Source organism: Bdellovibrio sp. HCB337, from assembly GCF_047302465.1.
Taxonomy (GTDB): Bacteria; Bdellovibrionota; Bdellovibrionia; order Bdellovibrionales; family Bdellovibrionaceae; genus JACMRP01.
Window position 1 is genome coordinate 1,719,311 of record NZ_CP178621.1, and the last position, 25,542, is coordinate 1,744,852.

Sequence of the window (25,542 nt, forward strand, 5' to 3'; positions counted from 1 at the left end):
GGATTAAACTTTGAACCGACTGCGTTCGCGAAGAACATCCGTCAAAGAATTGTTCTTTTTGTAGAGCTCAATCATCTCATCAGCGGGAGTACGGCCGGTGGCTACGCGCTCTTTAAAGATATTCAAAGCTTCTGCAGAGTAGCCCCATTCGTTCAAAACAGCCGGAGCACGTTCCAAAAGTTCTGTTGCACGTTCTTTCATCTCTTCAGCGTCAAGACCTTTGCGAGCGACTTGGCCAAGATCATAGATGCGAGTTTGCTTTGTTGCGCGACCTTGCAGTCCTTCGTCCAAGACAAGAGCCAGGAACGCCAAGAACTGAGCTTCGATCTCTTGGATCGAGTTTGGCATATCAAATACTTTGAATTCATAACGATTCTTCTCGGTCGGGTGGAACTCGATCGGAGGCGCAATGTAGCTGCGTTTGTACATACGGAAGCTCTTGCCAGTCTCACCACGGATTTCCCAAGGAGCTCCGTTTAGGAAAGGAGACGCCACGCTGAGGGCTGACAACGCTGGACCGTAGTAATTGATCTTCGCCTCAAGGTCGGCCTCTTGAATCATCTCAGCCAATACAGGTGGAAGGCTTACGTTAATATCAGGTCCGTAAGTCGTCATCACTTCCATAGACCATTGCCAATAGTCGTGACGGCGTTTGTTTTGTGGGCCCGAGAAGTTTGATTCCATCGGATGATGAGACAAAGCAACGATATCGTAGCCATTCTTGTTCATGGCTTCTTTAAGGCGGCTATAGAGAATCTTATGAACTTCCAAAACTTCAGGCAGACTTTTACAAACCGGAGTGCGGATCTCTACCCCTTTTGGCAGGATCTCTTTCGCATTCATGGTCATATCAGGAAGGTGGTAGCCTTCAACAACAAAAGGCATCAGTTTTGTTTGTGGAGGTTCAAGATCCAAACCATCGCATGATGGAACGCCTTCTAAAGAGATGCTCTCGAAAATGCCGTTAAGGAGTTCAAAAGTCAGGTCTTGATGCCAAAGTGGAGTTAGATCGTCTTTTTTGACGACGAGATATTCGGACTCAAGTCCGAACATAAATCCTTTAGCAAAGTTCTTTTTTTCTTCCACGGTGAACTGAGTGAATTTCATGGAGTCTTCCTTGTTTTACGGCGATTTAAGTAAGGTTGGAAAAAGATAGCAACGCCGCTAATTAGCAAAAACAAAACACACAAAGCGCTTGGGAAGAAGATCCCATAGCGTACGTATTTTCCGAACTCAGCACCTTCATGAATGGACACGAGCCAAGAAACACGGCGAACGGCAGAACTGTTGATTTCTCCGGTCGCACCGTCGATTTGCAATTCCCACATGTTTTTAGAACGAACACGGATATTGCCGGTGTCAGGACGGATGTCGATTTGCGAAACGTCTTTCCACTCAACGATCTTTGCTTCAGGCACTGTACGTGCAGCAGTTAAGATCTGATCAAAGCTAAGCACAAGCTTAGACTTGAGCGGCGGATAGTTTGGCTGAACCCAGGTATTAAAACCTCGAGTGGCTAACAGGATACCAGAGATCAGCGTAATCAGAAATGGGATGGCAATAACAATGGAAACCCACTTGTGCCATTTGCGAAGTAAGCGAAGCATAGGATCAGAGATATAACGGAAGCTTTTGGGAAGTGAAAGGAACTTGTGGGAGCAATGGGCAGTTGATAGTTAATTGAAACTTTACTCTGCAAAATTTGCCCGGTCCGAGGGAAAACAGCCACTAAAAATCAGAGGAGAGATGCATGAAATAGCCTCTCTCCTCTAACCAGGTTCTTGTCGACGTGGCCTATGGAGTAGGTGGTGTTGGGGTAGCGCCGTCCTTAGCCCAGTTAACAACCAAAGCGTCACCGGCTGGGCAAGACATCTCTGCCATGTCTCCAGTCGCAACTGTAACAGCTTCTGTGTCTGAAAGGTGGGCGATAAACATGGAATGCGTTTCGTTCATAGGAACTGGTGCCGTATCCTTGCAACCTTGAGAAGACGTCGCACTGTAATCTACTTTCATGCCGTCTTTTACGTAAGTTCCCTTCATCACTGTTTCGCAGCCAGCGATATTTGTTTTGTATTCGAAAGACATGTCAGCATTGTTTGTCATAGACAATGTGTCTGTGCCAATTTTGATGTTGTCCTTTAGCTGAGCATTACTAGTGCAAGCACGGCCAGTGACATTCCATGTCCCTTCGATAGATGGCTCAGCGGGTGTTGTTGGTGGATCAGCTGGTGGATCCGCTGCAAAACCGATAGCCGCTGCCAATAGAACGCTAGAGAAAATTAACTTTTTCACAAAAAACCTCCTTGTGTTGTTGGAGGCTTATTATCAATCCAAAAAGCTATTCATCGTCAAAAGACGTTTTGCCGACAGGAGTGAAGACAAAAAACGAAATGGCATCAATTAACAAGATCAAAATAAATTCGGTTACGGCAGTGAGAACAAATATTGTGAAGTGGCCATTGTCCTGAAGTTTTTGAAACTTGTGTGTTTTGATGACATTCAGGGCACTCGATTGTGCAAGCTTCTAAAACCACTTCTTCTTGGTAGGTTTTACGGGCAAAAAAAGGTGCGAGAATTGCAAATAATGGTACGAGTACAAAGTGCATTACGGGAATTAACACAGAAACCAGTGCTAGCCCTAAAAATGCAAAAAGTTTTATCAAAGATCTTTTCAGTCGTTCTTGCTGAGAAAAAACAGAAGCCTTGAGTTCTCGAATACTGGATTTGTCCCTTTGTGTATAGACTTGGATCTGCATGTTGGAAGAATACAAGAAGAACCCCGGAATTTTAAGTCATTTCTACGGAAGTTCTTGCTCTGGCATAATAGGCAGGTATTGGGAGGTTCTATGACAAGTTTTGTTACGCGAATGACCCGATTTTTAGTTTGTTGTGCGAGCCTTGTATGCATCGTTGCTTGCGGTGCCTCTAAGGATGCCGGTCAAGGTACTGGTAAAAGACCACCGCCAGATTTCGGGAAGCCAGAGAAGAAGTTTGATGATAAAGACACTCTGACTCTGAAGTCAGAAGAGCTCAAGCTCACGCATGTCAGTCAGGCTTGGAAAACCAACAACCTGAATCAAGATGCAGGCGCCGAGAAATATAAAAAGCTGCAGAAGAGATTCATGTTTCCAATTCAGTTCAATGGATGGATCAGTTTGGACCGTGTTGAGCACAAATATGAAAAGTGCAGCAAGAGCTCCAACGAAAGTCCGGTGTTCTATTTGGAAGATGACCATGGTGGAAAGGTGACTCTAAAGGCGGGTGAAAAGTACCCGGTCACTTTTGAAAAACTCTATGCGGTTCGCGGAGAGTTTTTCAATGAATCTACATGCACCAGTGTGGACATCCAATTTGGAACTCTTTATGGAATTAACGACTAAGGCTCATTGATGGTTGATCCACCACGGGCTTGAAGTGTTCACGGCAGCGGGCTTCGTACGCGTCCGTAGCTCCCACTTGCACTTGCCCAGCTCCACCCGCAGTTCTTTGGGTGCGGCTGGCAGTGCCTCCGCAAACCACGCAGACGGCGTGTTGCTTGGTCACACTTTCAGCAATGGCCATCAAGGTTGGAATTGGTCCAAAGGGCTTTGCTTGCCAATCCGTATCAAGACCCGCGATGATGACGCGAAGTCCTCGATCCGCCAAGTCTTGAGCTACTTGAATGAGTCCATCGTCAAAGAACTGGCCTTCATCAATGCCCACCACTTTGGTGTCTTTGTGAAGGTGGTTCCAGATTTCATCAGCGGATTTGATAGGCTTCGATGCGATCGAAGTTTTGTTATGAGAAGTCACGTCTGTCATGCTGTAGCGATCGTCGATCACTGGCTTAAAGACTTGAACTGGCAAACGCGCAAACTCTGCACGACGCAGACGGCGAATGAGTTCCTCTGTTTTACCACTAAACATTGAGCCGACAACTACTTCGATCCAGCCACGAGCTTGAAAATACGAAAATTCAGACATGATGGGACCCCTCCCCCTTAAAAAGCTATAACCATGCTTCTTGCTCTTCGCAAGACTTTCACATAAAATAACTTCATATTGCTCAAAGACTCAGCAAAAGGGGATTATATGGCGCACGAACACAAAAACGTGAATTTGAAAAAAGATGAAGAAGACAACAGAATTGCAAAAGAGATGATGCCATTCTTTTTGTGGGGCGCGATCCCTGTTTTGATCATTGTTTTCATCGCGTTGAAGTGGGGACCAAGCTACTAATATAATTTAGTCGGGGAATAGAGTCGGGAGGGGTTGTGCAAGCGTCAGTTTGGAGTCCCTTTCGCTATCCTGCCTATAGAGTTTTTTGGTGCTGTGCTTTTCTTTCCAATTTGGGGACCTGGGTTCAAGATGTCGCTGCAAGCTGGCTGATGACTCACTTATCAACATCCCCTCTGGTCATTTCACTTTTATCATTTTCAAGCAGTCTTCCAGTGGTTCTTCTGTCTATTCCCGCGGGCTTTTGGGCCGACAGCGGAGATCGTCGAAAAATTTTGCTTTTCGCACAAGCATTGATGGCAAGCTCTGCATTTTTCTTAGGGTTGCAAGCGGCGCAAGGCACTCTTTCTGAAATCATGATTTTGCTTTTATGTTTCTCGATGGGGATCGGCGTTGCATTGAATGGTCCCGCTTATCAAACGGTTCTTTCAGAGTTAGTACCTCAACACGAGCAGCAAAGCGCTGTGATGCTTTACTACATGGGACTGAACATTACGCGTGTCGTGGGACCTGCAGTAGGTGGATTAATTCTTGGATTCGCCGGAGCAAGTAGCGCTTTTTTTGTGAATGCGTTTTCATTTTTAGGTTTGATTTTCTATTATTGGATTTGGCCAATAGGTTCGAAAACAACTCATGCACCCGAGAAATTCACAGCGTACTATCAAAAAATCAATTCTCAAGATTGGAAGATTTTATTTTCAATTCACAATCTAAAATTGTGGGTGGAAATTCTTGCTGTTAGTTTTTCGGCGTCGGCATTGTGGGCTCTGTATCCCGTGCGTGGTCGTTTGGAGTTGCACCTTGAGTCCTTGCAATATGGTTCGCTCTTAGGGTGTTTGGGCTTTGGTGCATTCTTAAGCGCCATCTTCTCAAGACACCTTATGAACCCGCAAAGAACTTGGCAGTCGCTAAGTTTTGCTTATCTGGTGTTTGCAGCGGGGGAAACATTATTGGCACTAGCGGATGTTTACGTGATGGCATGCCTTGCGATGGTCTTAGGGGGCATTGGCTGGATCATCCTTGCGACTTTAATGAACATGAGTACGCGACAACTCAGCACGGCTTCGCACTTGAAAGCGACGATGCTTGGAGTCTTTCTATCTGTATTCTATTTAGGTATGTCATTAGGAAGCGTCACGTGGGGAGCCTTGGCAAGATTCTCGACGAGCTCCAAGGCTTTGTTAGTCTCGGCAGTGTTTTTGTCCTTGTGCTCAGTTTATAAGTACGTCCGCAAAAGTTAGAATTTTGCGGAAAGAAACAGCTGAGGTCCCCAGTACTGATAATTCATTGTTCCATTCCAGAGTCGCGCTTCCACGTCCACGTCTAGTGCGAACCAGTTCAAGGCAGCACCGACTCCGAAGTTGTCTGCAAACCAATAATCTGTGCTGATAGTCGCCGTAGCGACATTTCCTTGGTAGGTCTTATTGACCTGAGCGGTCTTGTAAGAGAAGAGGCCGATGTTGACGCCAAAATCCCATTTTGGATTGAAGTAGTAGACAAAGTCTGCACTGATGAGCGGCAGTGGACCATCGGCGGTGGCTTCGGCATCTCGGCTAGCATCTTCGTTTCCTAAAGATGAGCTCCCTATAATCGAGGCCTTCATGGTTGACCATTGAAGACCCAATCCTCCAGCAAGTTCCATCTCCGGGGTCTTAATAAAAGAATAGTAATAATAGAATGGAACTATTTGAAATTTAAATGAGGTGTTGATAGTGGCACTGACGGGGAAGACTTCGTCACCAATTTGGAGTTCCCGAGTGAGTGTTTTTTCTCCATTACGGTTAAATACAAAATAGCCAAGCTCTACACGATGTTTCTCGGCGAACCGCCAGCTGACGTCGGTGCGAACGACATTTTGTGTGGTATCTAGCCCTAAATCATCTTCGATACTGACTTCATCGCCGCGCCCCAGAGTGTCACTAGCAATGCCAAGTTTGGTTGTAAACGAAGGCAGAAAATATCCGATGTGAATCAGAAATTTTTCGTCTCCGGGGGCTATTTGAGCATTCGCCGGAAGAGAAGTGGTGCTGACTAAAACACAAGACGCAAAAATAAATTTATAAAGCTGTTTCATAGGCAAATCTTCAGTAGTTCACGGGCGGAATTCAAGAAAACAGAGGACCTATTGGAGGCCCTCTGCGAAGATACATGATCGCGATGATTGTCTTAGAGATTCTATTTAATATGACACTTTCTAAATTCAGCGGTGAGGATGTCGGTGTTAATCCATTTATCGAATGAGCCACCTTTGCCGTAAGGTGTGTCTTTGAAAAGATGTGCAATAACTTCCTTGAAATCTTCCGAATTTAAGACTGACTTAAAATTTGTATCATTGACGGTTAGAAGTTTCACGTCGGTTGTATAGACGCTTTTCCCAAGGTTGGCGGCAATCTTGTCCGAGGTTTCGCCTCGTTGAGAATACACAAAGACAACGTTGGTCTGACCAGAGTTCCTCTCGTGTTTGAGTTCTAAAAACTCTCCCCCGGGGAGGGTAATAAAACAACGATCATTATTCCCAGATTTTTTCTTATTGGCCGTTTTCGGTTTTTTATTTTCTTTAGGGGGTTTAGGTATCTTTGCAGGTGTGGGTGTCGGGGCTGGAAGATTTTCGACTGCCGACGCTGGTTTGAGAGGGACCGTGACGTGCAATGTGATGGCTTCATTCACAGAAACACCCATATAACTGACGTCTTGGATTTTGAAATCTGGAAGATTCAAATTAAAAACCGCAACGAGCTCTTCGCCGTCAATCCGATAAGTTCCAGAGACTTCTTTTTCAATCCCGCGGATGCGTATTTTTCCAACGCCTTTACCATCTTTTCCTTTTGCAGAAACAAGAACGGCTTCGGGGTGCTTATCGGTTTGAAGAAACTGTTTGGTGTGAGTATCGCGAAGTTCGATGCCGGTTTCTATGCCCTCAAGATTCACAACGATGTTCTGAGCTTCCACGGTGTCTCCGTTTTTCACGGCAAAGCCCTTGAAGCCATTTACTTTGGCTTTAAAAGAACCCGCAGGTCTAAGGGTGACGTCGACAACGGCAGTAGCTGCCCAGGTCTGGGGCGAGAACAAGAGAGCGACAATCGACACGCGCAAAAGTCGGATTGCAAACTTCATCAACAGGTCTCCATTCAAAAGCATATGGTAACTTTGTGTTCCGGCAAGAGGGAAGGAAGTTCCGGCAGGCTGGGCGCGGCTTTGTAGTTGTAAATCAGACGGACACAAATTGTGCGCATTTACAGAAAGAGGTGTCGAAAATCGATCTCAAATCGGATATAGCGCGTTTAAGGCTTGCCATTTTGGTCCCGCTCTTGCACCCTTGGGGGCAGTGAGGTGCTTCCATGCGACAGCTTCAAAATATTCTACTGGTTTTTTCCTTAGTAGCACCTCTTGGGGCATTGGCTTGGGGGCCGACTGGCCACAAGGCCACAGGCTATATTGCAGAAGCCAACCTCACTCCGGAAGCCCGTACGGCTGTGGTCAAGATTCTAGGGAAAACATTGTTGGCCGAAGCAGTTCTTTGGCCTGATATGGTTCGAAAACTCCCTGAGTACGCAGGAACGAAGGGCTATCACTTTGTCGATACGCCGGATGAATTCCGCGATCGAGAGCATCTTGATGCAAAAGAGATTTTGGAATTTCCCAAGCACAAAGCGGGAGCGCTCGAAGCTATTTTGAAATACAAAAAGTTTTTAGCAAAGAAAACCGGAAGTAAAAAAGATAAGACGGAAGCTTTGAAATTTCTGATTCACTGTATTGGTGATCTTCATCAACCTTTGCATAGTGGGTTTGACGGCGATGCTGGCGGCAATGCAATTCAGGTTAAATGGTTTGAGAACGACACCAACCTTCACCAGGTTTGGGATCGCGGCATTATCAGCGAATCGCGCAAAGAATTGTTGAAAAATGCGGGTAAAAAAGATCCAGGGTATCTTTATGCCGTCGCCATCTCAGAAGAGTACCCAAGTCCTCTGAAAACTGCAGGAACAGTCGGTGAGTGGTATCAAGAGTCGTTGGACGTGGTCCCTGCGGCTTACATAGGGTATGACGAAGATCAGAATGTCTACTTGCACCAGTATCAGAGCGTCGTTGATCTTCGCGTCCGTAAAGCGGGTCTTCGTATTGCGTACACTTTGAATGAGATCTTTAGCACGTCAGACAAAGATTTGCTGATCGATATTTCTGCCGATGATATCAAGAAATTCTTTCAAGGTCTTGATACTTTGATCCAAATCGGCCCGATCGACGAATAAGCCGAATCAAGAAGTTCATTATTCGAATAAAAGCTCTTGATAGAGCTCCAAGGGCATTCTAGAAATGTCTTTATGAAATTAAATTCGATTATTTTCCACACAAGTCGTTTGTCTGAAATTCGCAACTTCTATGAAGAAAAACTTCAGCTTTCGACGGGAACTTACGTCCGCGAAAATCAAACGGTTCCTGACTATTCAGACTCTTACGTGAATTATTATGTCGATGGCTCTTTGCTCTGCTTTGAAGCTGGGGAAGACCGCACTGATATCGGTACGATAGTACTCAGTGTTCCAGACTTCACAGGCTATCGCACGCGTATAGAGGCGGCGGGAGTCTCTGTTCTTTCGGGCAATAGCCAGTACTTCAAGATCAAAGATCCAGAAGGAAGATCTATTATTGTTGAGCCGGTCCGTTAGTTGCCGAGCACGAACGAGGATCAGTGGACGCGGAACCAGTCGATATTGATGCACGCAAGTTTTTCGGAAGAGCTTTGCGAGACTCGCTTTGAAAGTTTCTGAATAAAATCAAGACACATCTTCTTCACTTCAGCAATATCACTTTCAGCCAAAGTAACAGGCGCCGAGAACGCTAATTCGTCCGTTTGTAGGCGGGGATGTCTTTCCAGAGCCTTCATGCGCCAATTCATATGATGACGACTGACGAGCGGTGAATCTGAGGGCAAGAATGTGTTTTGCGGCCCGCGATCCAAAGTCTTATCGTCTTTTTCAACGACGAGTCCGCGAGAAATTAAGAACTGCAAAACATTTTGCACAAGCTCCGGCGGCAGATTGAAATCTTCGGCCAAAGACTCGGCCGTGATATTTTTGCCAAGACCACTCGAGAGCCTTAGAGCCGAATAGTACCACTGGCTGTAGAAAAGTGCCTGATCGGCTTCACTCATGCTGGCGTAAGTCTGAACGCGGTTTTTAACTTTTTCGTTTTCAGTGCGAAGCTTTAGAAGTTTGCTTTCAATAAATTTTTTAAGTGAGCTGGAGCCTGCGCGGTCCCACTCAACAAGAGTCAAAAAATAATCTTTTTCAAGGTCATTCAGATTCATGAACTGCACGAGCGTGTAGGCCTGTTCCATCGAAAATGTTTTGTGACCTTTAAGAACTTGCGTAATCAAAGTTGGATGCACGCGCAGAGCTTCAGCCATCTTGAGTTTGTAGCCATGACCTTTACGAGGCTGGCTTTTCACAAAGCTTTCGAGAAATTCCCGATAATTCATGGATTCGAATAAGTTCATAAAAAGGACCTTTGTAGGACTAAGATTGACCAATAGGTAAATTATTGACCTAAAAAATGACAACGAAAATATACATTTAAGTAAAGTTTTGTAAGATCTTCTCTGGGTAGCCGGCGCACAAAAAAGGAATTGAACCTTAATAACAAAACATCAATAAGAGGACCCTATGATTAAAAAACTTATTTTGCTTCCTTTGATTCTCATCTCAGAATCCCTTTGGGCCAACGGTAATACCGGAGGCATGGACGGCGGTGGCGGCGGTACTTTACCCGCGTACCCAGTATCGGCTTCAGAAGTGCGCGAATTTGCCGAGATGGCTAAGTCGAAATTATATTATTTATTGAATGGATATGAAGATCCTGATGCGCATCTTTCAACGATTCCCTTACAGAAAAAGCTCTTTGGCGGTCCACGTAAGGCGCAAGAGGTTTTAAATGATCTTCGTTTGGAAGTTCGAGAAAACGCTCCTTGTTTGACTTCAAATGGAACTGAAGTCGATGCAAGCATTCATGCGCTGAAACCGAATACTATTTGTCTGAGTGCTGACCGAATCTCAAAAAAAATAGACAAGGCAATGGTAGAGCGAGAAGTTCTGGCTCTCTTAATGCATGAAGTGGCTCACTTTATGGGGGCCGACGAAGCTGAAGCGACAGAGCTTCAACAGGATATCGCTTGGAGAATAATGAATTCAGACTCTGGCGATGCGATCAACGAAGAAAAACTTAGAGATGAAATCAGTTACTTCTTTTGGAATTTGGCCGGGGGTATTGAGGCTGTAGAAGCAGGAAATTTTGTGGACGCAAATATGCGCCTTGACCTCGCACTATTTAGACTGACCACTTGGGAAGGCGAAGCTGTCGGGAAGAGTTATGTTTATAAACTCTATGGAAATCGTGAGTCGAACTATCTGTCTTTACTTAGAATTAAGGTTGTAAAGGCAAATGAATATATTAAGAGTTTGATCCCGGGTCCTGATCAGGAGAAAAATAAAATTCGTTATGAACTGCCATTTGAAGGGAGAGACTACTTCCTGAATAGCGATGACAGTTTTGATACAGACCCATACGCCGACGAGAAAATTATGAAATTGAAGTCTTCGCAAGACGCACTTAATTTATTAAAAGAGTTGGAAAAAGAGTATGCCGTTCGTCAGGTTTTCACCCAGCAAACTGCATTTGGTATGCGTGCGCCGATGCTCAATGGACATTTGACAATTCCGACCCAGAATCCATGGGAGAACTTTGTTGGCACCTACGCGGTTCAATCGGTCCAATGTGATGTCGAGAATGGATTCAATAAAGAGGTCGAGTTTCAAGTTTATAAGGCAGATGATAAATTGTATTTTAAGCGAGCGACGGCTTCTTCCTCGGGGAGCGATGCTATAGTGTTTGGTGCTTATCACGTGAACACATTCGTTACCAACTATGGTAAAACTTCGGATGGCGGTGCTTTCATGACCAATGAGAATGGCGGCAGTTGGTCTTCAAGGGGCTTTGGGGATACGCGATTCTCAGAAGTTCGTTTAAAAACGAACTCCGACAAAACCTTTGAGCTCACTCAAGTTTATAAATATCTGCCTCAAGATGTCAGCAAAACTGATTTTGTTCAAACCTGTGTCTACAAAGGCATCGTTCAATAGAACTTAGAAACTAAGCTCTTGATGGTGCCACTTTCCGAGGGGTCAGCTTTGATTGAAGTATTGACCCCAGAAAAGACCGAATTTTCTTTGAAAATCTCCATAGGAACTAGAGGGATAGCTCGGATAAGGTGTTTTTAGTCGGGGCGGCGCATAAACAAACCTGTAGAGAGGCCCTATGAAGCTCTCGTCACGGATTTACTATTGACCCCCAGCCCCCAGCGTTTTAAGACTATCGGATGCGAATTTCTCTTAAGAAATCATTAGCAACCTCGAATACTTCGGTCGTTCTCGCAACGACCACAACGCTGTCATAATGTCACAAGTTACAATTATTTTGCCTGATAATTCTACGAAGGTGTTTGATCACGAACCCTCGGCTCTTGAGGTGGCTCAGTCTATTGGTCCACGTCTTGCGAAAGAAACTCTTGGTGTGAAAGTTAACGGCGCAACTGAAATTTCAGATTTGCGTACGCCGCTCAAAGATCAAACGAAGATCTCTTTGGTGACGACGAAGTCACCAGAAGCCGTTGAAGTGATTCGTCATACGACTGCTCACGTGCTTGCAGAAGCTGTTCAACAATTGTGGCCTGAGGTGAAAGTCACCATCGGTCCTGTGATTGAAAATGGTTTCTATTACGACTTTGATTCTCCATTCCACTTTACCGAAGAGCACTTTGCCCAAATCGAAAAGAAGATGGCTGACATTGTTGCCAAAGATCTTCCGATCGTTCGCCAAAACTGGCCAATCCAAAAAGCAATCGAAACATTCAAAGGAATGAAAGAGCGCTTTAAGGTTGAACTTATCGAAGACCTTGCAGGTCGTGGCGAAAAAGAAGTGGGTATCTACTTCAACGGGGATGGTTGGTTTGACCTTTGCCGTGGTCCACACATTCAATCAACTGGTCAAATCAAAGCTTTCAAATTGATGGCAGTTGCTGGTGCATACTGGCGTGGTGATGAAAAGAATCCGATGCTTCAGCGTATTTACGCGACAGCCTTCGGAGATAAAAAAGAACTCGATCTTTACCTTCACAATTTGGAAGAAGCGAAAAAACGCGATCACCGTAAGCTTGGTAAAGAATTGGGACTATTCCACTTTCATGAGTGGGCTCCGGGTTCTCCGTTCTTCACTGGCAAGGGTGCGACTGTTTACACGCAACTTCAAACTTACATGCGTGAGTTGTACTTTGAGTATGGCTACCAAGAAGTGATCACGCCGCAGATCTTTGATTCGAACTTGTTCGTTACTTCTGGCCACATGGCAAACTACAAAGAGAACATCTTCTTCACCCGCGTGGATGAAAGAGATTTCGCAACAAAGCCAATGAACTGTCCTTCGCACTGTCTGCTGTTTAAGTCAGAGCCACACTCTTACAAACAATTGCCACTGCGTATGGCGGACTTTGGTCGTTTGCACCGTTTTGAGAAGTCAGGGGCGATGCATGGCTTGACCCGTGTTCGTACCTTCTGCCAAGACGATGCTCACATTTTCTGTATGATCGATCAAATGCAGACCGAGATCGCAAGCTTCATGAAGCTTCTGAACCAAGTCTACAGCCAGCTCGGCATGAACAACTACAAGATCTTCCTGTCTACGCGTCCTGAAAACCGTATGGGAAGTGACGAGGTTTGGGATAAGGCCGAGGGTGCTTTATCTAAAGCATTGGACAGCTTGAACCTGCCATTTACGGTGAATCCGGGCGATGGGGCGTTCTATGGTCCAAAATTGGACATCATGTTCGTCGATGCTTTGAATCGTCCATGGCAATTGGGTACACTACAGGTGGACTTCAATTTGCCGGAAGCTTTCAAATTGGAATACGTGGGCGAAGACAATCGCGAGCACCGTCCAGTAATGCTTCACAGAGCGATCCTGGGATCTCTCGAGAGATTCATCGGGGTTTATCTTGAGCATACGGCAGGACACTTGCCACCGTGGTTGGCTCCAACCCAAGTTATGATCTTAAACATTACAGACCGTGTGAACGGCTTCTGTGAAGAGCTGCAAGGTTTGTTGAAAGACAACAAGGTGCGTGTTGAGTTTGACAACCGCAACGAGCAGTTGAAGTTTAAGATCCGCGAAGCTCAATTGCAGAAAGTGCCTTACATGGTCATCGTTGGTGACAAAGAGGCCGAAGCAAAAACAGTTTCTTTGCGTCTCAGAGATGGCTCTGAACACAAAGGCATCGCGGTAAATGATTTATTGAAATTGATTACAACAGATATTAACGAACGAAAATTGCAGTCCTCATTAATGAAGGAAGCTGCAACTTAAACAAACCCTGGAGGTTTCCCATTAGCAAGTTCGAAGGTAGAAACGATTTTAGAGGCGGAGGACAATTCCGTGGTAAGAAAGACTCTAAAGACTCGTTGCGAGTAAATCGCGAAATCCGTGCGCAACAAATCCGCGTTATCGATGACGAAGGAAATATGTTGGGCGTGATGACAGTTCCAGAGGCGTTAAGAATCGCTGAAGATAGAGGCCTCGATCTTCTGGAGATTGCACCTACAGCAACTCCTCCTACTTGCAAAATCATGGATCATGGCAAGTGGAAGTACGAAAATAAAAAGAAGGCAGCTGCTGCTCGTAAAAAGCAAGTGATTGTCAGCGTGAAAGAGATCCAAATGCGTCCACGCACGGATCAACATGATTTTGAAACTAAGATGAACCATGCTCGCAGATTCCTTTTGGATGGCGACAAGGTGAAAGTAAATCTTCGTTTCATGGGTCGTGAGATGGCCCATCAAGAGCTCGGTATGGAGCTTATGAACAAGGCTATCGACTTCGTGAAAGACTTGGCGATGGTGGAAGCGAATCCGAAGATGGAAGGAAAGCAAATGTTCCTTCTCTTGGCTCCGGATCCACTTAAGATCAAGGACTACTTGAAGGCTCATCCGAACAAGTCTAAGCAAGATACAAAAGAACTTGCAGAGCTTGAAGAGGAAGAAGAGCACGACGAAGAAGATTAAGCTCGTCGGGTTAACGCCGAAATAGAATACAAAATTCAAGTTGCCGGACTTTAAAAAGTCTAAAATAAAAACCGGGGTTTAAAAGACTCCGGTTTTGTTTTTTTTAAACCCCACACAAAGGAGAAGAAAATGACAACAAACATGGCCTGGATCGTACTTGTGATTGCTGGAGTGTTGGAGTTTATCTGGGCGGCGGGATTGAAGCAATCCGAAGGGTTCTCAAAGCTGTGGCCTTCGGTCTTTACTATTGCAGTGATGGCGGTGAGTTTTTACCTCTTGTCGCTATCGATGAAGGTTTTGCCAATCGGCGTGTCTTACACGGTGTGGACGGGAATTGGTGCCGTTGGTTCAGTGGTAGTGGGATACTTTTTCTTTCATGAGTCCATGTCAGTGATGAAGCTTCTGTGCTTGGCGCTGATTGTTGGCGGTATTCTGGGACTTAAGTTCGCAGAAGGATAAATACGAATTTATTGTTGGGATTGTGCCCGCGAAGAACGTATTGGATTTCTTCGTGGGCTTTTTTTACGACGTTTTTTTATTTGTTTCCGAGACTCTCGTCCATATTGCGAAATTCCAAAAGAAGTGCGATTTGGAATTTGCTGATGAATATGAGACAAAAAATTCATGAGCAAAAGTAAGTATTGGATTTCTGCAAGTCTTCTCACTCTTTCCGTTATATTTTTGTTTGCTACCTGCCTTCCAGGCCTGAGTCAGATGTGTGGCATTTCGTCGGAACGAATGCTAGCTTACGTGTTTATGCTGGTGGGTATTTCGGTTTTTTACTTTGGTCTTTTGCGCCCGCACTGGTTCGCTAAACAGATCATTCCTACTCACAATCCTATCAAGTTCAAGGTTTCTAAAAAGACGTCTTTCAAGGTTTCCCTGAAGGATGATTCTTACTTTTGGAATCTGTTTCCTTATGCCTTGTTTTTCACTTTTGGTGGCGTAGCCTATCTTTTGTACCCCAGTCCTTACAGTCTTCTGGTGGCCTTTGTATGCTCGGCCTGGGTACGGATCCTCTACAAGTACGTCTAGAAGCTATCTCATAAACCCAAATCCTGCGTTGTTGCAGCGGGCTCCTGCCCTTGCCCTTCGGGCTAAAGCTCAGAAATAGCATCCTGCTATTTCTGTTGTCGTCGCAGTACAAGTTGTACAGCTTCCTCCTCACGCCTTGGCTTTGGATTTATGAGATAGCTTCTAAGGCCTAAAGAGGTCGCCTGTCCAAAAGCTATTCAATCAAAGCTCCTAAAAAAGCCTCTATTGAGCTTTAAAAAGGCCCCGGATTTGCTCTTAGGGGCCTGATGCCCATAGTACGTCTAATTCTTCTATTTTTAGGTCTCTTTGTCTTGGCCCCGGTTTGGGCCAAGGGGCCTTCATTGGACGTGGTTTTTGACCTCGATTGGACCCTTTTTTACCCCTCAAAAACAAGCCCTAATAGTAACAGCTTATCCTTTGGACCCGATTATTATGTGATGGCTGATGGGGCCGCACAAGTTATTGCTGCCCTTCATCGCGACGGTCATCGCGTGAGCCTTTTTAGTGGGGGTGAAGACGGGCGCAATCAAGCTTTGGCAGAGTACCTTCTTGAGAAGGTAAAGGCCCAAGGGGTCTCGGATTTTGCTTTTTATAAAGTCCTCAGTAAAAAAGACCTAACGCCGCGGCCAGGGGCTGCTCCCGACGCGCGCTTTAGTGAACGCTATATGAAGGATCTTTCAAAAGTAAACGAAGACTTATCACGGGTGGTTCTTGTTGATGATATGGACAAGTTTGCAGTCCGAGGCCAAGAGAAGAACATGTACTTTCTAGGCACAACCTATGCCTATCACGAGAGCTTCAATCCTCAAATGCAGGGCGCGTACGATCCTCCGAATGAGGCCGAGTGGCTGCGGGAGCGCCGTAAGATTATGACTTTCTATCAAGCCTTCAAAGCCGCCAGTACACAGGCTGTGGGGGATGAGTTTCTTCCAAGCCTTCGGGCCTTAGCTCGAGGGCGACCTCTTTGTTCAAAGGTATTCTCCAACTAGAGCGCGCGAGCACTCTCTAAGTCTTAGAGTGTTTGCTCTTTGTAAAGTCCTTGATCTTCAAGAGAAAAAAATAGATTCTAAGATCAATGAAAGTCCGTGAGCATATCGAAAAAGCCCAACAGGCAAAGAAGACCCTTTTTAGTTATGAAATCGTGCCTCCTCCACGCGGTAGATCGGTGAAGGATATCGTTGATGTTGTTGAAGTCTTGGCGCCGTTAGAGCCGCCATGGATTGACGTGACTTCTCATAGCTCGACGGCTTTTTTTCAAGAGAACAACGATGGCAGTATTCAAAAACGTACTTTGAAAAAGCGTCCGGGGACCCTGGGGATCTGTGGAGTTATTCAAAATCGTTTTAAAATTGATACAGTCGCGCATCTTTTGTGTTTAGGCTTTACCCGTGAAGAAACTGAAGATGCATTGATTGAGCTTAGCTTCTTGGGCATCGAGAATGTTTTGGCGCTTCGTGGAGATGCGCCTAACTTTCAAAAGAAGGCCCGTGCTGATCGTACGATGAATAATTATGCGGCGGATTTAGTGTCGCAGATTCAGGATCTGAATACCGGTAAATTTTTGGACGAGCTAGAGAAATCAGAAGCTCTTAATTTTGGAGTAGGTGTTGCCGGCTACCCAGAAAAACACTTCGAGGCACCAAGTCTTAAAACTGATATCCAAGCGCTTAAGAAAAAAGTTGAAGCTGGCGCTGACTATATTGTGACTCAGATGTTCTTCGATAACAAAAAGTACTTCGAGTACGTTCGTCAATGCAGAGAAGCGGGAATTACAGTCCCTATCGTGCCAGGCTTAAAGATTTTAAAATCGGCAGCGCAACTCAAGAGTATTCCAAAAAATTTCTATATCGACTTGCCTGAAGGCTTTGTCGATGAGGTTCAAGACAGCCCCGCTCACGCAGCCGAGCTCGGCAAGCGTTGGGCAAAGAAACAGATCGAAGAACTCTTGGACTTCGGTGTTCCTAGTATTCACTTTTATGTCTTGAACGATGTTCACAGTGTTGCAGAGATCGTTCGCAGTTTTAAATAGTCCTAAGACAGTTAGAAGATAATCGCCTATGAAAAAGTCCGCTTTGCTAGTTGAGTTAGAACAAGCCCTTCGTGAACGTCTGCTCTTTTTGGATGGCGCCATGGGAACCATGGTGCAGTTACACAAGCTTTCTGAAGCGGACTATCGTGGTGATAGATTTAAGAATCACACTAAGGACCTTAAAGGCAATAATGACCTATTGGTGCTTACCAAGCCACAAGTGATTTATGACATTCACTATCAGTATCTGGCTGCAGGCGCTGATATTATTGAAACCAACACTTTTAACGGCACTTCCATCGCGCAAGCCGACTATGAGCTATCTAACATTGTCTATGAATTAAATGTCGAGGCCGCAAAGCTTGCAAAAAAAGCCTGCATAGATTTTGAGAAGGCAACAGGTAAAAAGACGTACGTGGCAGGAGCCATTGGTCCCACGAATAAAACAGCCTCTTTAAGTCCTGACGTGAACAACCCAGGTTATCGTGCGGTTACCTATGATGAGCTAAAAGCCGCATACAGAGAACAAGTCTTGGGCCTCTTGGATGGGGGAGCAGATATTCTTTTGCCCGAGACAACATTTGATACGCTAAATTTAAAGGCTGCCCTTTTTGCTATTGCTGAAGTTGAAGAAGAGCGTAAAGAGAAACTCCCACTCATGCTCTCTGTAACAATCACCGATTTGTCGGGTCGTACGCTTTCGGGGCAAACTGTTGAAGCCTTTTGGAACTCGGTCCGTCACTCAAAACCTTTAAGTGTGGGGATTAACTGTGCACTTGGGGCTAAAGAAATGCAGCCCTACATCCGCGAGTTATCTCGAGTATCGGATTGTTATATTTCTTGTTATCCAAACGCAGGATTGCCAAACCCATTAAGTGCCACGGGCTACGATGAGACTCCAGAGTCTTTGGCCTTCCAGTTGGGACTCATGGTGGAAGAAGGCATAGCAAATATTCTTGGCGGCTGCTGCGGAACGACGCCTAAGCATATTGCCAAAATCGCCGAAATGCTGAAAAACCATAAGCCGCGTCCAAAGCCTGAAAATCCTCATCCAGGAATGAAACTCAGTGGTCTTGAACCTTACAATCTGTCGTGGGACCGCGTTCGTAGTTTTGTCATGATTGGCGAGAGAACCAATGTTACAGGCTCGCCGAAGTTTTCAAAGCTCATCAAAGAAGACCGTTATGACGAGGCGATCACAGTAGCTCGAAGCCAAGTCGAAAGCGGTGCTAATATTTTGGATGTCAATTTTGATGAGGGCATGATTGATGGCCCGCAGGCGATGACTCGCTATATGAATCTCATAGCTGCAGAGCCTGATGTTGCCAAAGTTCCTATCATGGTCGATTCCTCAAAGTGGGAAGTCCTTGAAGCGGGTCTGAAATGTCTTCAAGGAAAAGCCATTGTGAACTCTATTTCGCTCAAAGAGGGTGAAGAAGAATTTTTAAGGCAAGCCCGTCTTATTCAAAGATATGGAGCCGCAGTAGTCGTCATGGCTTTTGATGAGCAGGGACAGGCGGCAACAAAAGCGGATAAGATCCGCATCTGTGAAAGAGCCTATAAACTTCTTGTTGAAAAAGCTCAGTTCGATCCGGCAGATATTATTTTTGACGCCAATATTCTGACTATTGCCACTGGCATGGAAGAACACAATGGCTATGCCGTAGATTTCATCGAGGCCGTTAGCGAAATCAAAAAACGCTGCCCAGGAGTTTCTACTTCGGGTGGGGTGTCCAATTTAAGTTTTAGCTTCCGTGGTAACAATAAGGTGCGAGAAGCTATGCATAGCGTGTTTTTATATCATGCGATGCAAGCGGGCCTTGATATGGGGATCGTCAACGCCGGTATGCTGGAAGTCTACGAAGAGGTCGAACCATCACTGCGCAAACTCGTCGAAGCGGTCGTTTTAAATCACAGCACCCAAGCTGCCGAAGAGCTTTTGCAAGTAGCAGAGCAGTACAAAGGCGAAAAGTCTTCCGAAAAAACGGTGTCGGAAGATTGGCGTGCATTGAGTCTGCAAGAACGTATTACTCATGCCTTGGTGAAAGGCATTGATACTTATATTGTCGAAGACGCAGAAGAAGCACGTCATGGATTGGGACGTCCATTAAACGTCATCGAAGGTCCTTTGATGGAAGGCATGAAGGTCGTGGGCCGCCTTTTTGGCGAAGGCAAAATGTTTTTACCGCAGGTGGTGAAGAGCGCGCGGGTAATGAAAAAAGCGGTAGCGTACTTAGAGCCTTTCATGGAAGAAGAAAAAAAGTCCAAGACAGGGTTGCAAAGTCAGGGGACCTTTGTCATTGCAACGGTAAAGGGTGACGTACACGATATCGGAAAAAATATCGTTTCGGTGGTTCTTGCCTGCAATGGCTATAAGGTCGTGGACCTTGGAGTGATGACGCCAGTACAGAATATTTTGAAAGCTATTGAGGAACATCAAGCAGATATGGTGGGGCTCAGTGGTTTGATTACACCATCTCTTGATGAAATGATTTTCAACTTAGGTGAGTTCCAAAGAGCTGGTTTGAAATTACCGGTCCTTATTGGCGGTGCTACTACAAGCCGAGTGCACACGGCCGTGAAGTTAGATCCACACTACAAAGGGCCTGTCGCTCACGTTGCGGATGCGTCTTTAGTCGTTGAGGTTTGTAATAAGCTTCTAAGTCCGAACTCTCGTGAAAGTTACTCTCAAGAGAATAAAGAGAGCAATAAAGTTCTCCGTGAAAGTTATCTGAAATCCCAACAAGATGCTCGTGTTTTGACGGTGCCTGAGGCTCGTCAAAAGAAGTATCAAGAAAACTGGCAGCAAGTGCACATTGCTAGTCCCACACGTAAAGGTGTCTTTGAGATGCCGCTCAAGTTGGAAGAGGTTGCGGAATATATCGACTGGGGACCTTTCTTCTGGGCATGGGAATTAAAGGGAAGTTTCCCGCAAATTTTGAAATCAGAAAAATACGGTGTGGAAGCGACGAAGCTGTATGAAGACGCAAAGGCACTTCTTCAGCAGATGATTCGCGAGAAGCGTGTTCAACCTAAAGCTCGTGTTGGAATATTCTCAGCCCATGCCCAAGACGAAAATGTCTTCGTAAAAGACACTTCGGGCCGGGTGTTAGAGACCCTGCACTTTGATCGTCAAACTCGCGAAAAGGTTGCGAACAAAGATATTTATTATTCGCTGGCGGATTTCGTTGCTCCCGAACATGGTCCTCAAGATCATATTGGCTTTTTTGTTGTGACAGCAGGTTCTGAAGTCGATGTGATGGCGAAAGAATTCGAAAAAAACCACGACGATTATAACTCTATTTTAGTTAAAGCTGTCGGGGACCGTCTTGCAGAGGCATTGGCAGAGTATACCCATAAGCAAGTACGCCAGATTTTTGGTATCCACGAAAATTTGAGCAATGAAGAGTTGATTCAGGAAAAGTATCGTGGAATCCGCCCCGCACCTGGGTATCCTGCGTGCCCGGATCATAGTGAGAAAAGCAAGATCTGGAGACTGCTCGATGTTGAATCTCAAACTGGTGTGAGCCTGACTGAAAACTTCGCAATGACTCCTCCGGCCAGTGTTTGCGGATATTACTTTATGAGCCCGAACGCGAAGTACTTTGCTATTTAGCTTTACGTGAGAGCCATGCTCCTAAACAAAAACAGTCTAGTCGAGCTCTTGAAAAACAAGAGCAAATACTTCATCCTATAAATAGATGAGAGATTATGACCTCAGCTATCACTTCGATGAAAGCCTCCACGAGATTCCTAACAATGCGACGGATATGGATTTGTACGTTCATGAAATGAAAACGGCTCTGACGACCGTGCAAGATCCCATTGAAAGAGTCAAAACTTTGGGACAAATCGGAGTCTACTTACGAATCATGCGCGAGCTGGAAGAAGCTCAGGATTATTTCCTAAAGGCCCTCGAAATTATCGAGAGACATAGCCTTGATCCTGTTCTTAGAATTCAACAACAGATGCGCTTAGCTCATGTCCATCAATGGCTCGGGGATTTTGAAGTTAGCAATAAAATTTTTGAGGACCTTTTAAAAGAGTCCGAACAAAAAGATTTCGGACCATTGCAGTCATTCTTGTGGCAGCATATGGGAAAAAACTATTTCGATCAGCTACGTTGGCGCGAGGCTCACGACTGTTTTGAAAAAGCCCTTTCTCTTCGTATCGCCAGCAAGGCTCCCGAAGATCAGATTAGTTCCTCTCGGGAATCTGCAAAAGCTGCGCTACAAAGAATGAACTAACGACATAAGCACGTGACGTCGCCGCGGCGATCTCCGCGTCCCCATTGTTGGCAAATGCCACTGCGGCCGTAAGGTGGCTGGGGATCAGTGACGCAAACAGCACCGACATTTTTGCCATAACAAAACATATCGCTGCTTTTTCTGCAGCGAGAAGTCGTGGTCTCGACCACATCACTTAACTCCTCATCGCTCAGAGGAATTCCTTGCAGCGGGGATTCTGACGAGGTCTCATATGCTAGGGCAATGAGGGGAATCATAGAAAGCATTAGCGCCAATTTTTTCATAAGTTCTCCATGTTGATGGACACATTATAGGGGAACTGAAAAATCTTGTCCCCTCAGAGGTTAGTTCATTTTTGGAAGAAAAGGTCAAAGCCCAGTCATGCACCTTAGTGAAGAAAACAGAGATGATAACTCGAAGACGTTCTTCAAGGAGGCTTGTAATGACAAAAGTATTACTAACAGTATTCCTATTCTTAGGAATGAGTTCTTTTGGGAGCGCCCGAGAACTCGACGATGAATCTTCAGTTACGAATCGGCAGATTAAGGGCACGATGGTTTTGCGGGTTGATAAACGGACTCACAAAGCGGAATACGTCAAAACCGACGACGTAATGACTTCCAAAGAAAAAGCGAAAAAATTTGCGAAGACTGCAAAATTTAAAAGAGTTCCTGCGAGCAACATCAAGTCAGAGCTTGATCACGACAGCGGAGCTTCCAGCTGGTATTTCTATAACAACCAGTATGATGGACGCTATGGCCGAGACGGCTATGATGGTCGCTATAACGATGGCTACAATAACGGCTACTACAATAATCCTTACTGCAACTACTACGGTAACAACTATCAATCTTATTACTACTACAGCAATAGCAACTATAATTACTATTACTACGGAAACTGCTATTGGAATCGTGGCTATAACTGCGGTTACTACTAGCCATTTATTTTTTGAGAAATTCGCGAAAAAGCCTTGGTGATCCCAAGGCTTTTTTTGTTCTAACTGCATCTGTCGAACACTCGAGGCGCAATAAACAAAGAGGCGAAGCGGCATACCCGTGAAATCGCTTAAAGATCTACTTACTTATTCTAATATGGGCATACAATTGCGATAAAACATGAGGTGATCTATTAGGGTACTTCTAGGGATTTTCCTATTTTTGTGTTTGCAAACAGCTTCTGCCAAGGAAGTCGTAAGGCTCTCTACAGGCGAGTGGTCTCCGTATATTTCTGAAAATCTAGAGAACAAAGGTATCTTGTCACAGATCGCAACCGAAGCTTTTGCGCAAAAAGGAATAGAGCTCACGCTGGATTTTTTCCCATGGGGAAGAACGACACAACTATCAAAATCCGGAGAGTGGGACGGAACTTTGGCTTTTATTCGCCTGAGCGAGAGAGAACCATTTTACCTTTTTACGGACCCTATCTATGTGGGCCACTATGCTTTCTTTCATCTGAAAAGTTACCCTTTTAAGTGGAAAGACTATGGGGATCTAAAAAATGTTCTGATCGCATCAACCATCGGTTTTGGTGGTATGGGCGAAGAGTTTATCAAGGCCGAGAAAGACGGAACGATCAAAGTTCTACGTCTGCAATCCGATACGCAAAGTTTCAACATGATCATGGCAAAACGCGCGGAGGTGGTTCCGAGCGATGTCGAAGTCGGCTATGTTTTGGCCAAAAAACTTTATGGCAAAAACGCGGATTTGATGACTCATAATTCAAACTATATTGTGAAGTCCGAATATCGGGTGGCCATTTCTAAAAAAGCAAAAAATGCGCAAGCGTTGGTCGATAAATTTAACGAAGGCCTAGCTCAGCTTCGTAAATCAGGACGCTATGATGAGATTTTGCGAAGCTGGTATGGCAAACCTATCTACAAAGACGCCGTTCCTGCCGACTATCTGAAGCAGAATCATACGGCTAAAAAATAGCAGCAGGAGGCCTCGGATTATTCCAAGGCTGTTTTTAGATCTTGTACCATTTGATCAGCGATAGCTTCATCGATAGGGCCAATGAGCGGGTGATTGCCGAGGCCGTGGCCTTTGCCTGGATGCAAGTTGAAACGTACATGGCTTTTGATCTTCCAATTGTATTTTTGAAGGTAAGCCTGCTCACGAAGACCCGGAGTTTGTGAATCTCTGTCACCATTATGAATAAGGATAGGTCCTTGGAAATCAGCCAGTAGACGAAGCACAGGCGTCGTTTCGCTGAACCACATTTTCCAATACTTGTAGGAAGCGAATACAAATGAGTTTGTTATATATGGTGCCTTGTCGTCTTCGAGAAGAACGGCTTTACGATATTGGGTATACTGACTACGCAGTAGCGTGCGCTCCTCTTCTTTTTTCCAAGAGCCTTCCGGGTGAAGGAACTGATCGGGCTTTCCAAAGATAATGAGATTTGAAGTTAGAAAGCCTGCTTGAATCTCCTCATTGGTCAAAACTTCGTCTTTGTTTGCGTCTAGCTCAAACATGTATTCAAAAATACGATCGGCCATCTGCCATCGAATCATGGTCACGGGACTTTCAAGCATCGCACCCATGAAAAGAAGTGTCTTTGGCTGAACTCGTTTTTCTGAAACTAGTTTTGCAACATTATAAGTACCTTCGGAGTGACCTAAGATTCCAAAGCGACCGGCATCTACTTGGGGTTGCGTGAGGGCATAAAGATAGACGCTCTCGATATCTTCCTGAATATTTTCGGAAGTCACTTCAGCACGAATTTTTTGATCAATACATTTAGCGCCGTCTTCTTTGGCTTTGATATCGCAAAGGACACCGCGGTAGTCATAGCGAACGGTGATCACGCAGTTTTGGGTAAAGCGCTTGGAAAGGTCTCTATAGATATAGTCGCGCTCGGTCCCAGATTTGCCCGCAAAACCATCACGGTAGATGAAGCCGGTCCCACTGACGATGAGGACCGAGGGAAGTTTTTCAGGCCCGCAGTCTGCGGTGGGGTAGTCAATTTGCCCGGTGATGTGGGTTTTAAGGTCCTTAGAGGGGATTGAAAACTCCACCCCGCGGAAGGCTTCGGCCTGGAGGCTTGAAAGTATTAGCCCAGTAATTATCAATACTTGCTTCATGCGATCTCCGGTTTTAAAGGTCCTTATTTCTAAATAGATTCTTGTGAAAGCGCCATAAATTACTGCGGCGCATATAATTTATGCAAATTTGGTAATTTACAAACGCTCTAAACCCCTAAAAAAGCTTGCCTTTCAACACGCCACATCCTAAAACAGACAGCTCTTATGGCTGGTAAAGGCTTCGGACAAGTACTTGGGAAAACTCCCAGGGCGCCTTATCGGAGGAAGGTACAATTATGAAAATGCGTACGCATTCGGGCGCTAAAAAGCGCATGAAATTGGTCGCTGGCGGCACCAAAGTTAAAAAGAAAAGCACACGTCTTCGCCACTTGAACTCTCACATGAGCTCAAAAACAAAAAGACAATTGGGTAAAACTTCTTACGTAGAAACAGCAAATTTGCTTCAAGCAAAACGTTGCTTGGTGTTCTAAGTAAATCATCTCTCATAAATAGATAATTCGGAGTAAAAAATGGCTCGTGTAAAAAGTGGTAAAACAAACCGCGCTCGTCACAAAAAAGTATTAAAAAGAACAAAAGGTTACTACTCAGCTGGTTCTCGCTGCTACATCCATGCAGTAGAGAAAAATGACCACGCACTTCAGTACGCTTACCGTCATCGTAAGATGAAAAAGCGCAACTTCCGTGCTTTGTGGAATCAACGTATCAATGCAGCAGCTCGTTTGAACGGCACTACATACTCTCGTTTGATCGGTGGCTTGATTAAAGCTGGCGTTCAAGTTGACCGTAAAGTGTTGGCTGATCTTGCGATCACTGATGCAGCAGCGTTCACAGCTCTTTGCAAACACGCTATTGCATAAAGCTTTG

General features: G+C 45.2%; 27 protein-coding genes and 1 pseudogene. 18 read left to right on the plus strand and 10 right to left on the minus strand.

Annotated features, from left to right (window positions below):
• Positions 1-3: 3 nt before the first annotated feature.
• The 4 genes from ACLWBB_RS08320 to ACLWBB_RS08335 all read right to left on the minus strand — a co-directional run bounded on the left by ACLWBB_RS08320 (position 4) and on the right by ACLWBB_RS08335 (position 2,756).
• On the minus strand, positions 4-1,107 hold the full coding sequence (locus ACLWBB_RS08320) for a glutamate-cysteine ligase family protein (RefSeq protein ID WP_413291161.1): 1,104 nt from the start codon (positions 1,105-1,107) through the stop codon (positions 4-6).
• Positions 1,104-1,607 carry a PepSY domain-containing protein gene (locus tag ACLWBB_RS08325; RefSeq protein ID WP_413291162.1) on the minus strand — a complete coding sequence of 168 codons (504 nt, stop codon included), beginning with the start codon at positions 1,605-1,607 and terminating at the stop codon, positions 1,104-1,106. The genes ACLWBB_RS08320 and ACLWBB_RS08325 overlap by 4 nt, the downstream gene beginning before the upstream one ends.
• 187 nt (positions 1,608-1,794) lie before the next feature.
• Complete coding sequence (locus ACLWBB_RS08330; protein WP_413291163.1) at positions 1,795-2,292, minus strand: hypothetical protein; 498 nt, start codon at positions 2,290-2,292, stop codon at positions 1,795-1,797.
• 104 nt (positions 2,293-2,396) lie between these two features.
• The gene (locus ACLWBB_RS08335; protein ID WP_413291164.1) at positions 2,397-2,756 is read right to left on the minus strand and encodes a hypothetical protein; all 360 of its coding nucleotides are present in this window, start codon (positions 2,754-2,756) and stop codon (positions 2,397-2,399) included.
• 90 nt (positions 2,757-2,846) lie between these two features.
• Here ACLWBB_RS08335 and ACLWBB_RS08340 point away from each other — a divergent pair, with 90 nt between their 5' ends.
• A complete protein-coding gene (locus ACLWBB_RS08340; RefSeq protein ID WP_413291165.1) occupies positions 2,847-3,380 on the plus strand; it encodes a hypothetical protein in 534 nt (177 codons plus the stop codon).
• On the opposite strand, the gene ACLWBB_RS08345 is transcribed toward ACLWBB_RS08340, so the two are convergent.
• Positions 3,370-3,963 carry a thymidine kinase gene (locus tag ACLWBB_RS08345; protein ID WP_413291166.1) on the minus strand — a complete coding sequence of 198 codons (594 nt, stop codon included), beginning with the start codon at positions 3,961-3,963 and terminating at the stop codon, positions 3,370-3,372. The two genes, ACLWBB_RS08340 and ACLWBB_RS08345, sit on opposite strands and share 11 nt — an antisense overlap.
• A 108-nt stretch (positions 3,964-4,071) precedes the next feature.
• Here ACLWBB_RS08345 and ACLWBB_RS08350 point away from each other — a divergent pair, with 108 nt between their 5' ends.
• Positions 4,072-4,218, plus strand: a complete 147-nt coding sequence (locus tag ACLWBB_RS08350; protein ID WP_413291167.1) for a hypothetical protein — start codon at positions 4,072-4,074, stop codon at positions 4,216-4,218.
• 35 nt (positions 4,219-4,253) lie between these two features.
• Positions 4,254-5,456, plus strand: coding sequence for an MFS transporter (locus tag ACLWBB_RS08355; protein ID WP_413291168.1), 1,203 nt, complete (start codon positions 4,254-4,256; stop codon positions 5,454-5,456).
• On the opposite strand, the gene ACLWBB_RS08360 is transcribed toward ACLWBB_RS08355, so the two are convergent.
• Together ACLWBB_RS08360 and ACLWBB_RS08365 are read right to left on the minus strand one after the other, a co-directional pair.
• Positions 5,453-6,289 (minus strand): hypothetical protein, encoded by an 837-nt coding sequence (locus ACLWBB_RS08360; protein WP_413291169.1) that lies wholly within the window; start codon positions 6,287-6,289, stop codon positions 5,453-5,455. The two genes, ACLWBB_RS08355 and ACLWBB_RS08360, sit on opposite strands and share 4 nt — an antisense overlap.
• Before the next feature lie 101 nt (positions 6,290-6,390).
• The gene (locus tag ACLWBB_RS08365; RefSeq protein ID WP_413291170.1) at positions 6,391-7,329 is read right to left on the minus strand and encodes a YceI family protein; all 939 of its coding nucleotides are present in this window, start codon (positions 7,327-7,329) and stop codon (positions 6,391-6,393) included.
• Positions 7,330-7,553: 224 nt separating this feature from the next.
• On the opposite strand from ACLWBB_RS08365, the gene ACLWBB_RS08370 reads away from it, so the two are divergent.
• Together ACLWBB_RS08370 and ACLWBB_RS08375 are read left to right on the plus strand one after the other, a co-directional pair.
• Positions 7,554-8,465 (plus strand): S1/P1 nuclease, encoded by a 912-nt coding sequence (locus tag ACLWBB_RS08370; protein WP_413291171.1) that lies wholly within the window; start codon positions 7,554-7,556, stop codon positions 8,463-8,465.
• Positions 8,466-8,537: 72 nt separating this feature from the next.
• A complete protein-coding gene (locus ACLWBB_RS08375; RefSeq protein ID WP_413291172.1) occupies positions 8,538-8,882 on the plus strand; it encodes a VOC family protein in 345 nt (114 codons plus the stop codon).
• A 20-nt stretch (positions 8,883-8,902) separates the two neighbouring features.
• Here the strand turns inward: ACLWBB_RS08375 and ACLWBB_RS08380 are convergent, their stop codons facing one another.
• Complete coding sequence (locus ACLWBB_RS08380) at positions 8,903-9,712, minus strand: TIGR02147 family protein (protein ID WP_413291173.1); 810 nt, start codon at positions 9,710-9,712, stop codon at positions 8,903-8,905.
• A 166-nt stretch (positions 9,713-9,878) separates the two neighbouring features.
• Between ACLWBB_RS08380 and ACLWBB_RS08385 the strand changes: the two genes are divergently transcribed.
• From ACLWBB_RS08385 to ACLWBB_RS08425, 9 genes and pseudogenes are all read left to right on the plus strand, one after another.
• Entirely contained in the window at positions 9,879-11,351 is a 1,473-nt protein-coding gene (locus ACLWBB_RS08385) for a hypothetical protein (protein WP_413291174.1), read from the plus strand.
• Between the two features lie 313 nt (positions 11,352-11,664).
• Positions 11,665-13,626: a threonine--tRNA ligase gene (thrS, locus tag ACLWBB_RS08390; protein WP_413291175.1), complete on the plus strand. Its 1,962-nt coding sequence runs from the start codon at positions 11,665-11,667 to the stop codon at positions 13,624-13,626.
• Between the two features lie 95 nt (positions 13,627-13,721).
• A pseudogene (infC, locus tag ACLWBB_RS08395) lies at positions 13,722-14,210 on the plus strand (translation initiation factor IF-3); the annotation flags it as partial.
• A gap of 240 nt (positions 14,211-14,450) precedes the next feature.
• Entirely contained in the window at positions 14,451-14,780 is a 330-nt protein-coding gene (locus ACLWBB_RS08400) for a DMT family transporter (RefSeq protein WP_413291176.1), read from the plus strand.
• Between the two features lie 165 nt (positions 14,781-14,945).
• Positions 14,946-15,356: a hypothetical protein gene (locus ACLWBB_RS08405; protein WP_413291177.1), complete on the plus strand. Its 411-nt coding sequence runs from the start codon at positions 14,946-14,948 to the stop codon at positions 15,354-15,356.
• 266 nt (positions 15,357-15,622) lie between these two features.
• A complete protein-coding gene (locus ACLWBB_RS08410) occupies positions 15,623-16,345 on the plus strand; it encodes an NIF family HAD-type phosphatase (RefSeq protein WP_413291178.1) in 723 nt (240 codons plus the stop codon).
• Between the two features lie 86 nt (positions 16,346-16,431).
• Positions 16,432-17,385: a methylenetetrahydrofolate reductase gene (locus ACLWBB_RS08415; protein ID WP_413291179.1), complete on the plus strand. Its 954-nt coding sequence runs from the start codon at positions 16,432-16,434 to the stop codon at positions 17,383-17,385.
• Between the two features lie 28 nt (positions 17,386-17,413).
• Entirely contained in the window at positions 17,414-21,001 is a 3,588-nt protein-coding gene (gene metH, locus ACLWBB_RS08420; RefSeq protein ID WP_413291180.1) for a methionine synthase, read from the plus strand.
• 85 nt (positions 21,002-21,086) lie between these two features.
• Positions 21,087-21,632 (plus strand): tetratricopeptide repeat protein, encoded by a 546-nt coding sequence (locus ACLWBB_RS08425; protein ID WP_413291181.1) that lies wholly within the window; start codon positions 21,087-21,089, stop codon positions 21,630-21,632.
• Here the strand turns inward: ACLWBB_RS08425 and ACLWBB_RS08430 are convergent.
• Positions 21,629-21,916: a hypothetical protein gene (locus ACLWBB_RS08430; protein WP_413291182.1), complete on the minus strand. Its 288-nt coding sequence runs from the start codon at positions 21,914-21,916 to the stop codon at positions 21,629-21,631. The two genes, ACLWBB_RS08425 and ACLWBB_RS08430, sit on opposite strands and share 4 nt — an antisense overlap.
• 158 nt (positions 21,917-22,074) lie before the next feature.
• Between ACLWBB_RS08430 and ACLWBB_RS08435 the strand changes: the two genes are divergently transcribed.
• Together ACLWBB_RS08435 and ACLWBB_RS08440 are read left to right on the plus strand one after the other, a co-directional pair.
• Positions 22,075-22,572, plus strand: coding sequence for a hypothetical protein (locus tag ACLWBB_RS08435; protein WP_413291183.1), 498 nt, complete (start codon positions 22,075-22,077; stop codon positions 22,570-22,572).
• Positions 22,573-22,798: 226 nt separating this feature from the next.
• Complete coding sequence (locus ACLWBB_RS08440; protein WP_413291184.1) at positions 22,799-23,566, plus strand: substrate-binding periplasmic protein; 768 nt, start codon at positions 22,799-22,801, stop codon at positions 23,564-23,566.
• A 17-nt stretch (positions 23,567-23,583) separates the two neighbouring features.
• Here the strand turns inward: ACLWBB_RS08440 and ACLWBB_RS08445 are convergent, their stop codons facing one another.
• A complete protein-coding gene (locus tag ACLWBB_RS08445; RefSeq protein ID WP_413291185.1) occupies positions 23,584-24,717 on the minus strand; it encodes an alpha/beta hydrolase family protein in 1,134 nt (377 codons plus the stop codon).
• Between the two features lie 236 nt (positions 24,718-24,953).
• On the opposite strand from ACLWBB_RS08445, the gene ACLWBB_RS08450 reads away from it, so the two are divergent.
• Together ACLWBB_RS08450 and rplT are read left to right on the plus strand one after the other, a co-directional pair.
• Positions 24,954-25,148 carry a large ribosomal subunit protein bL35 gene (locus ACLWBB_RS08450; RefSeq protein ID WP_413291186.1) on the plus strand — a complete coding sequence of 65 codons (195 nt, stop codon included), beginning with the start codon at positions 24,954-24,956 and terminating at the stop codon, positions 25,146-25,148.
• 39 nt (positions 25,149-25,187) lie between these two features.
• Positions 25,188-25,535: a 50S ribosomal protein L20 gene (gene rplT, locus ACLWBB_RS08455; RefSeq protein ID WP_413291187.1), complete on the plus strand. Its 348-nt coding sequence runs from the start codon at positions 25,188-25,190 to the stop codon at positions 25,533-25,535.
• Positions 25,536-25,542: the final 7 nt, after the last annotated feature.

Coding starts and splice junctions, on each gene's coding strand:
- ACLWBB_RS08335 (WP_413291164.1), bottom strand. CDS start 2,756: ATGCAGATCCAAGTCTATACACAAAGGGACAAATCCAGTATTCGAGAA.
- ACLWBB_RS08375 (WP_413291172.1), top strand. CDS start 8,538: ATGAAATTAAATTCGATTATTTTCCACACAAGTCGTTTGTCTGAAATT.
- ACLWBB_RS08325 (WP_413291162.1), bottom strand. CDS start 1,607: ATGCTTCGCTTACTTCGCAAATGGCACAAGTGGGTTTCCATTGTTATT.
- ACLWBB_RS08360 (WP_413291169.1), bottom strand. CDS start 6,289: ATGAAACAGCTTTATAAATTTATTTTTGCGTCTTGTGTTTTAGTCAGC.
- rplT (WP_413291187.1), top strand. CDS start 25,188: ATGGCTCGTGTAAAAAGTGGTAAAACAAACCGCGCTCGTCACAAAAAA.
- ACLWBB_RS08365 (WP_413291170.1), bottom strand. CDS start 7,329: ATGAAGTTTGCAATCCGACTTTTGCGCGTGTCGATTGTCGCTCTCTTG.
- ACLWBB_RS08400 (WP_413291176.1), top strand. CDS start 14,451: ATGACAACAAACATGGCCTGGATCGTACTTGTGATTGCTGGAGTGTTG.
- ACLWBB_RS08435 (WP_413291183.1), top strand. CDS start 22,075: ATGACAAAAGTATTACTAACAGTATTCCTATTCTTAGGAATGAGTTCT.
- thrS (WP_413291175.1), top strand. CDS start 11,665: ATGTCACAAGTTACAATTATTTTGCCTGATAATTCTACGAAGGTGTTT.
- ACLWBB_RS08405 (WP_413291177.1), top strand. CDS start 14,946: ATGAGCAAAAGTAAGTATTGGATTTCTGCAAGTCTTCTCACTCTTTCC.
- ACLWBB_RS08340 (WP_413291165.1), top strand. CDS start 2,847: ATGACAAGTTTTGTTACGCGAATGACCCGATTTTTAGTTTGTTGTGCG.
- ACLWBB_RS08415 (WP_413291179.1), top strand. CDS start 16,432: ATGAAAGTCCGTGAGCATATCGAAAAAGCCCAACAGGCAAAGAAGACC.
- ACLWBB_RS08385 (WP_413291174.1), top strand. CDS start 9,879: ATGATTAAAAAACTTATTTTGCTTCCTTTGATTCTCATCTCAGAATCC.
- ACLWBB_RS08430 (WP_413291182.1), bottom strand. CDS start 21,916: ATGAAAAAATTGGCGCTAATGCTTTCTATGATTCCCCTCATTGCCCTA.
- ACLWBB_RS08370 (WP_413291171.1), top strand. CDS start 7,554: ATGCGACAGCTTCAAAATATTCTACTGGTTTTTTCCTTAGTAGCACCT.
- ACLWBB_RS08380 (WP_413291173.1), bottom strand. CDS start 9,712: ATGAACTTATTCGAATCCATGAATTATCGGGAATTTCTCGAAAGCTTT.
- ACLWBB_RS08350 (WP_413291167.1), top strand. CDS start 4,072: ATGGCGCACGAACACAAAAACGTGAATTTGAAAAAAGATGAAGAAGAC.
- ACLWBB_RS08320 (WP_413291161.1), bottom strand. CDS start 1,107: ATGAAATTCACTCAGTTCACCGTGGAAGAAAAAAAGAACTTTGCTAAA.
- ACLWBB_RS08345 (WP_413291166.1), bottom strand. CDS start 3,963: ATGTCTGAATTTTCGTATTTTCAAGCTCGTGGCTGGATCGAAGTAGTT.
- ACLWBB_RS08410 (WP_413291178.1), top strand. CDS start 15,623: ATGCCCATAGTACGTCTAATTCTTCTATTTTTAGGTCTCTTTGTCTTG.
- ACLWBB_RS08450 (WP_413291186.1), top strand. CDS start 24,954: ATGAAAATGCGTACGCATTCGGGCGCTAAAAAGCGCATGAAATTGGTC.
- ACLWBB_RS08445 (WP_413291185.1), bottom strand. CDS start 24,717: ATGAAGCAAGTATTGATAATTACTGGGCTAATACTTTCAAGCCTCCAG.
- ACLWBB_RS08425 (WP_413291181.1), top strand. CDS start 21,087: ATGAGAGATTATGACCTCAGCTATCACTTCGATGAAAGCCTCCACGAG.
- metH (WP_413291180.1), top strand. CDS start 17,414: ATGAAAAAGTCCGCTTTGCTAGTTGAGTTAGAACAAGCCCTTCGTGAA.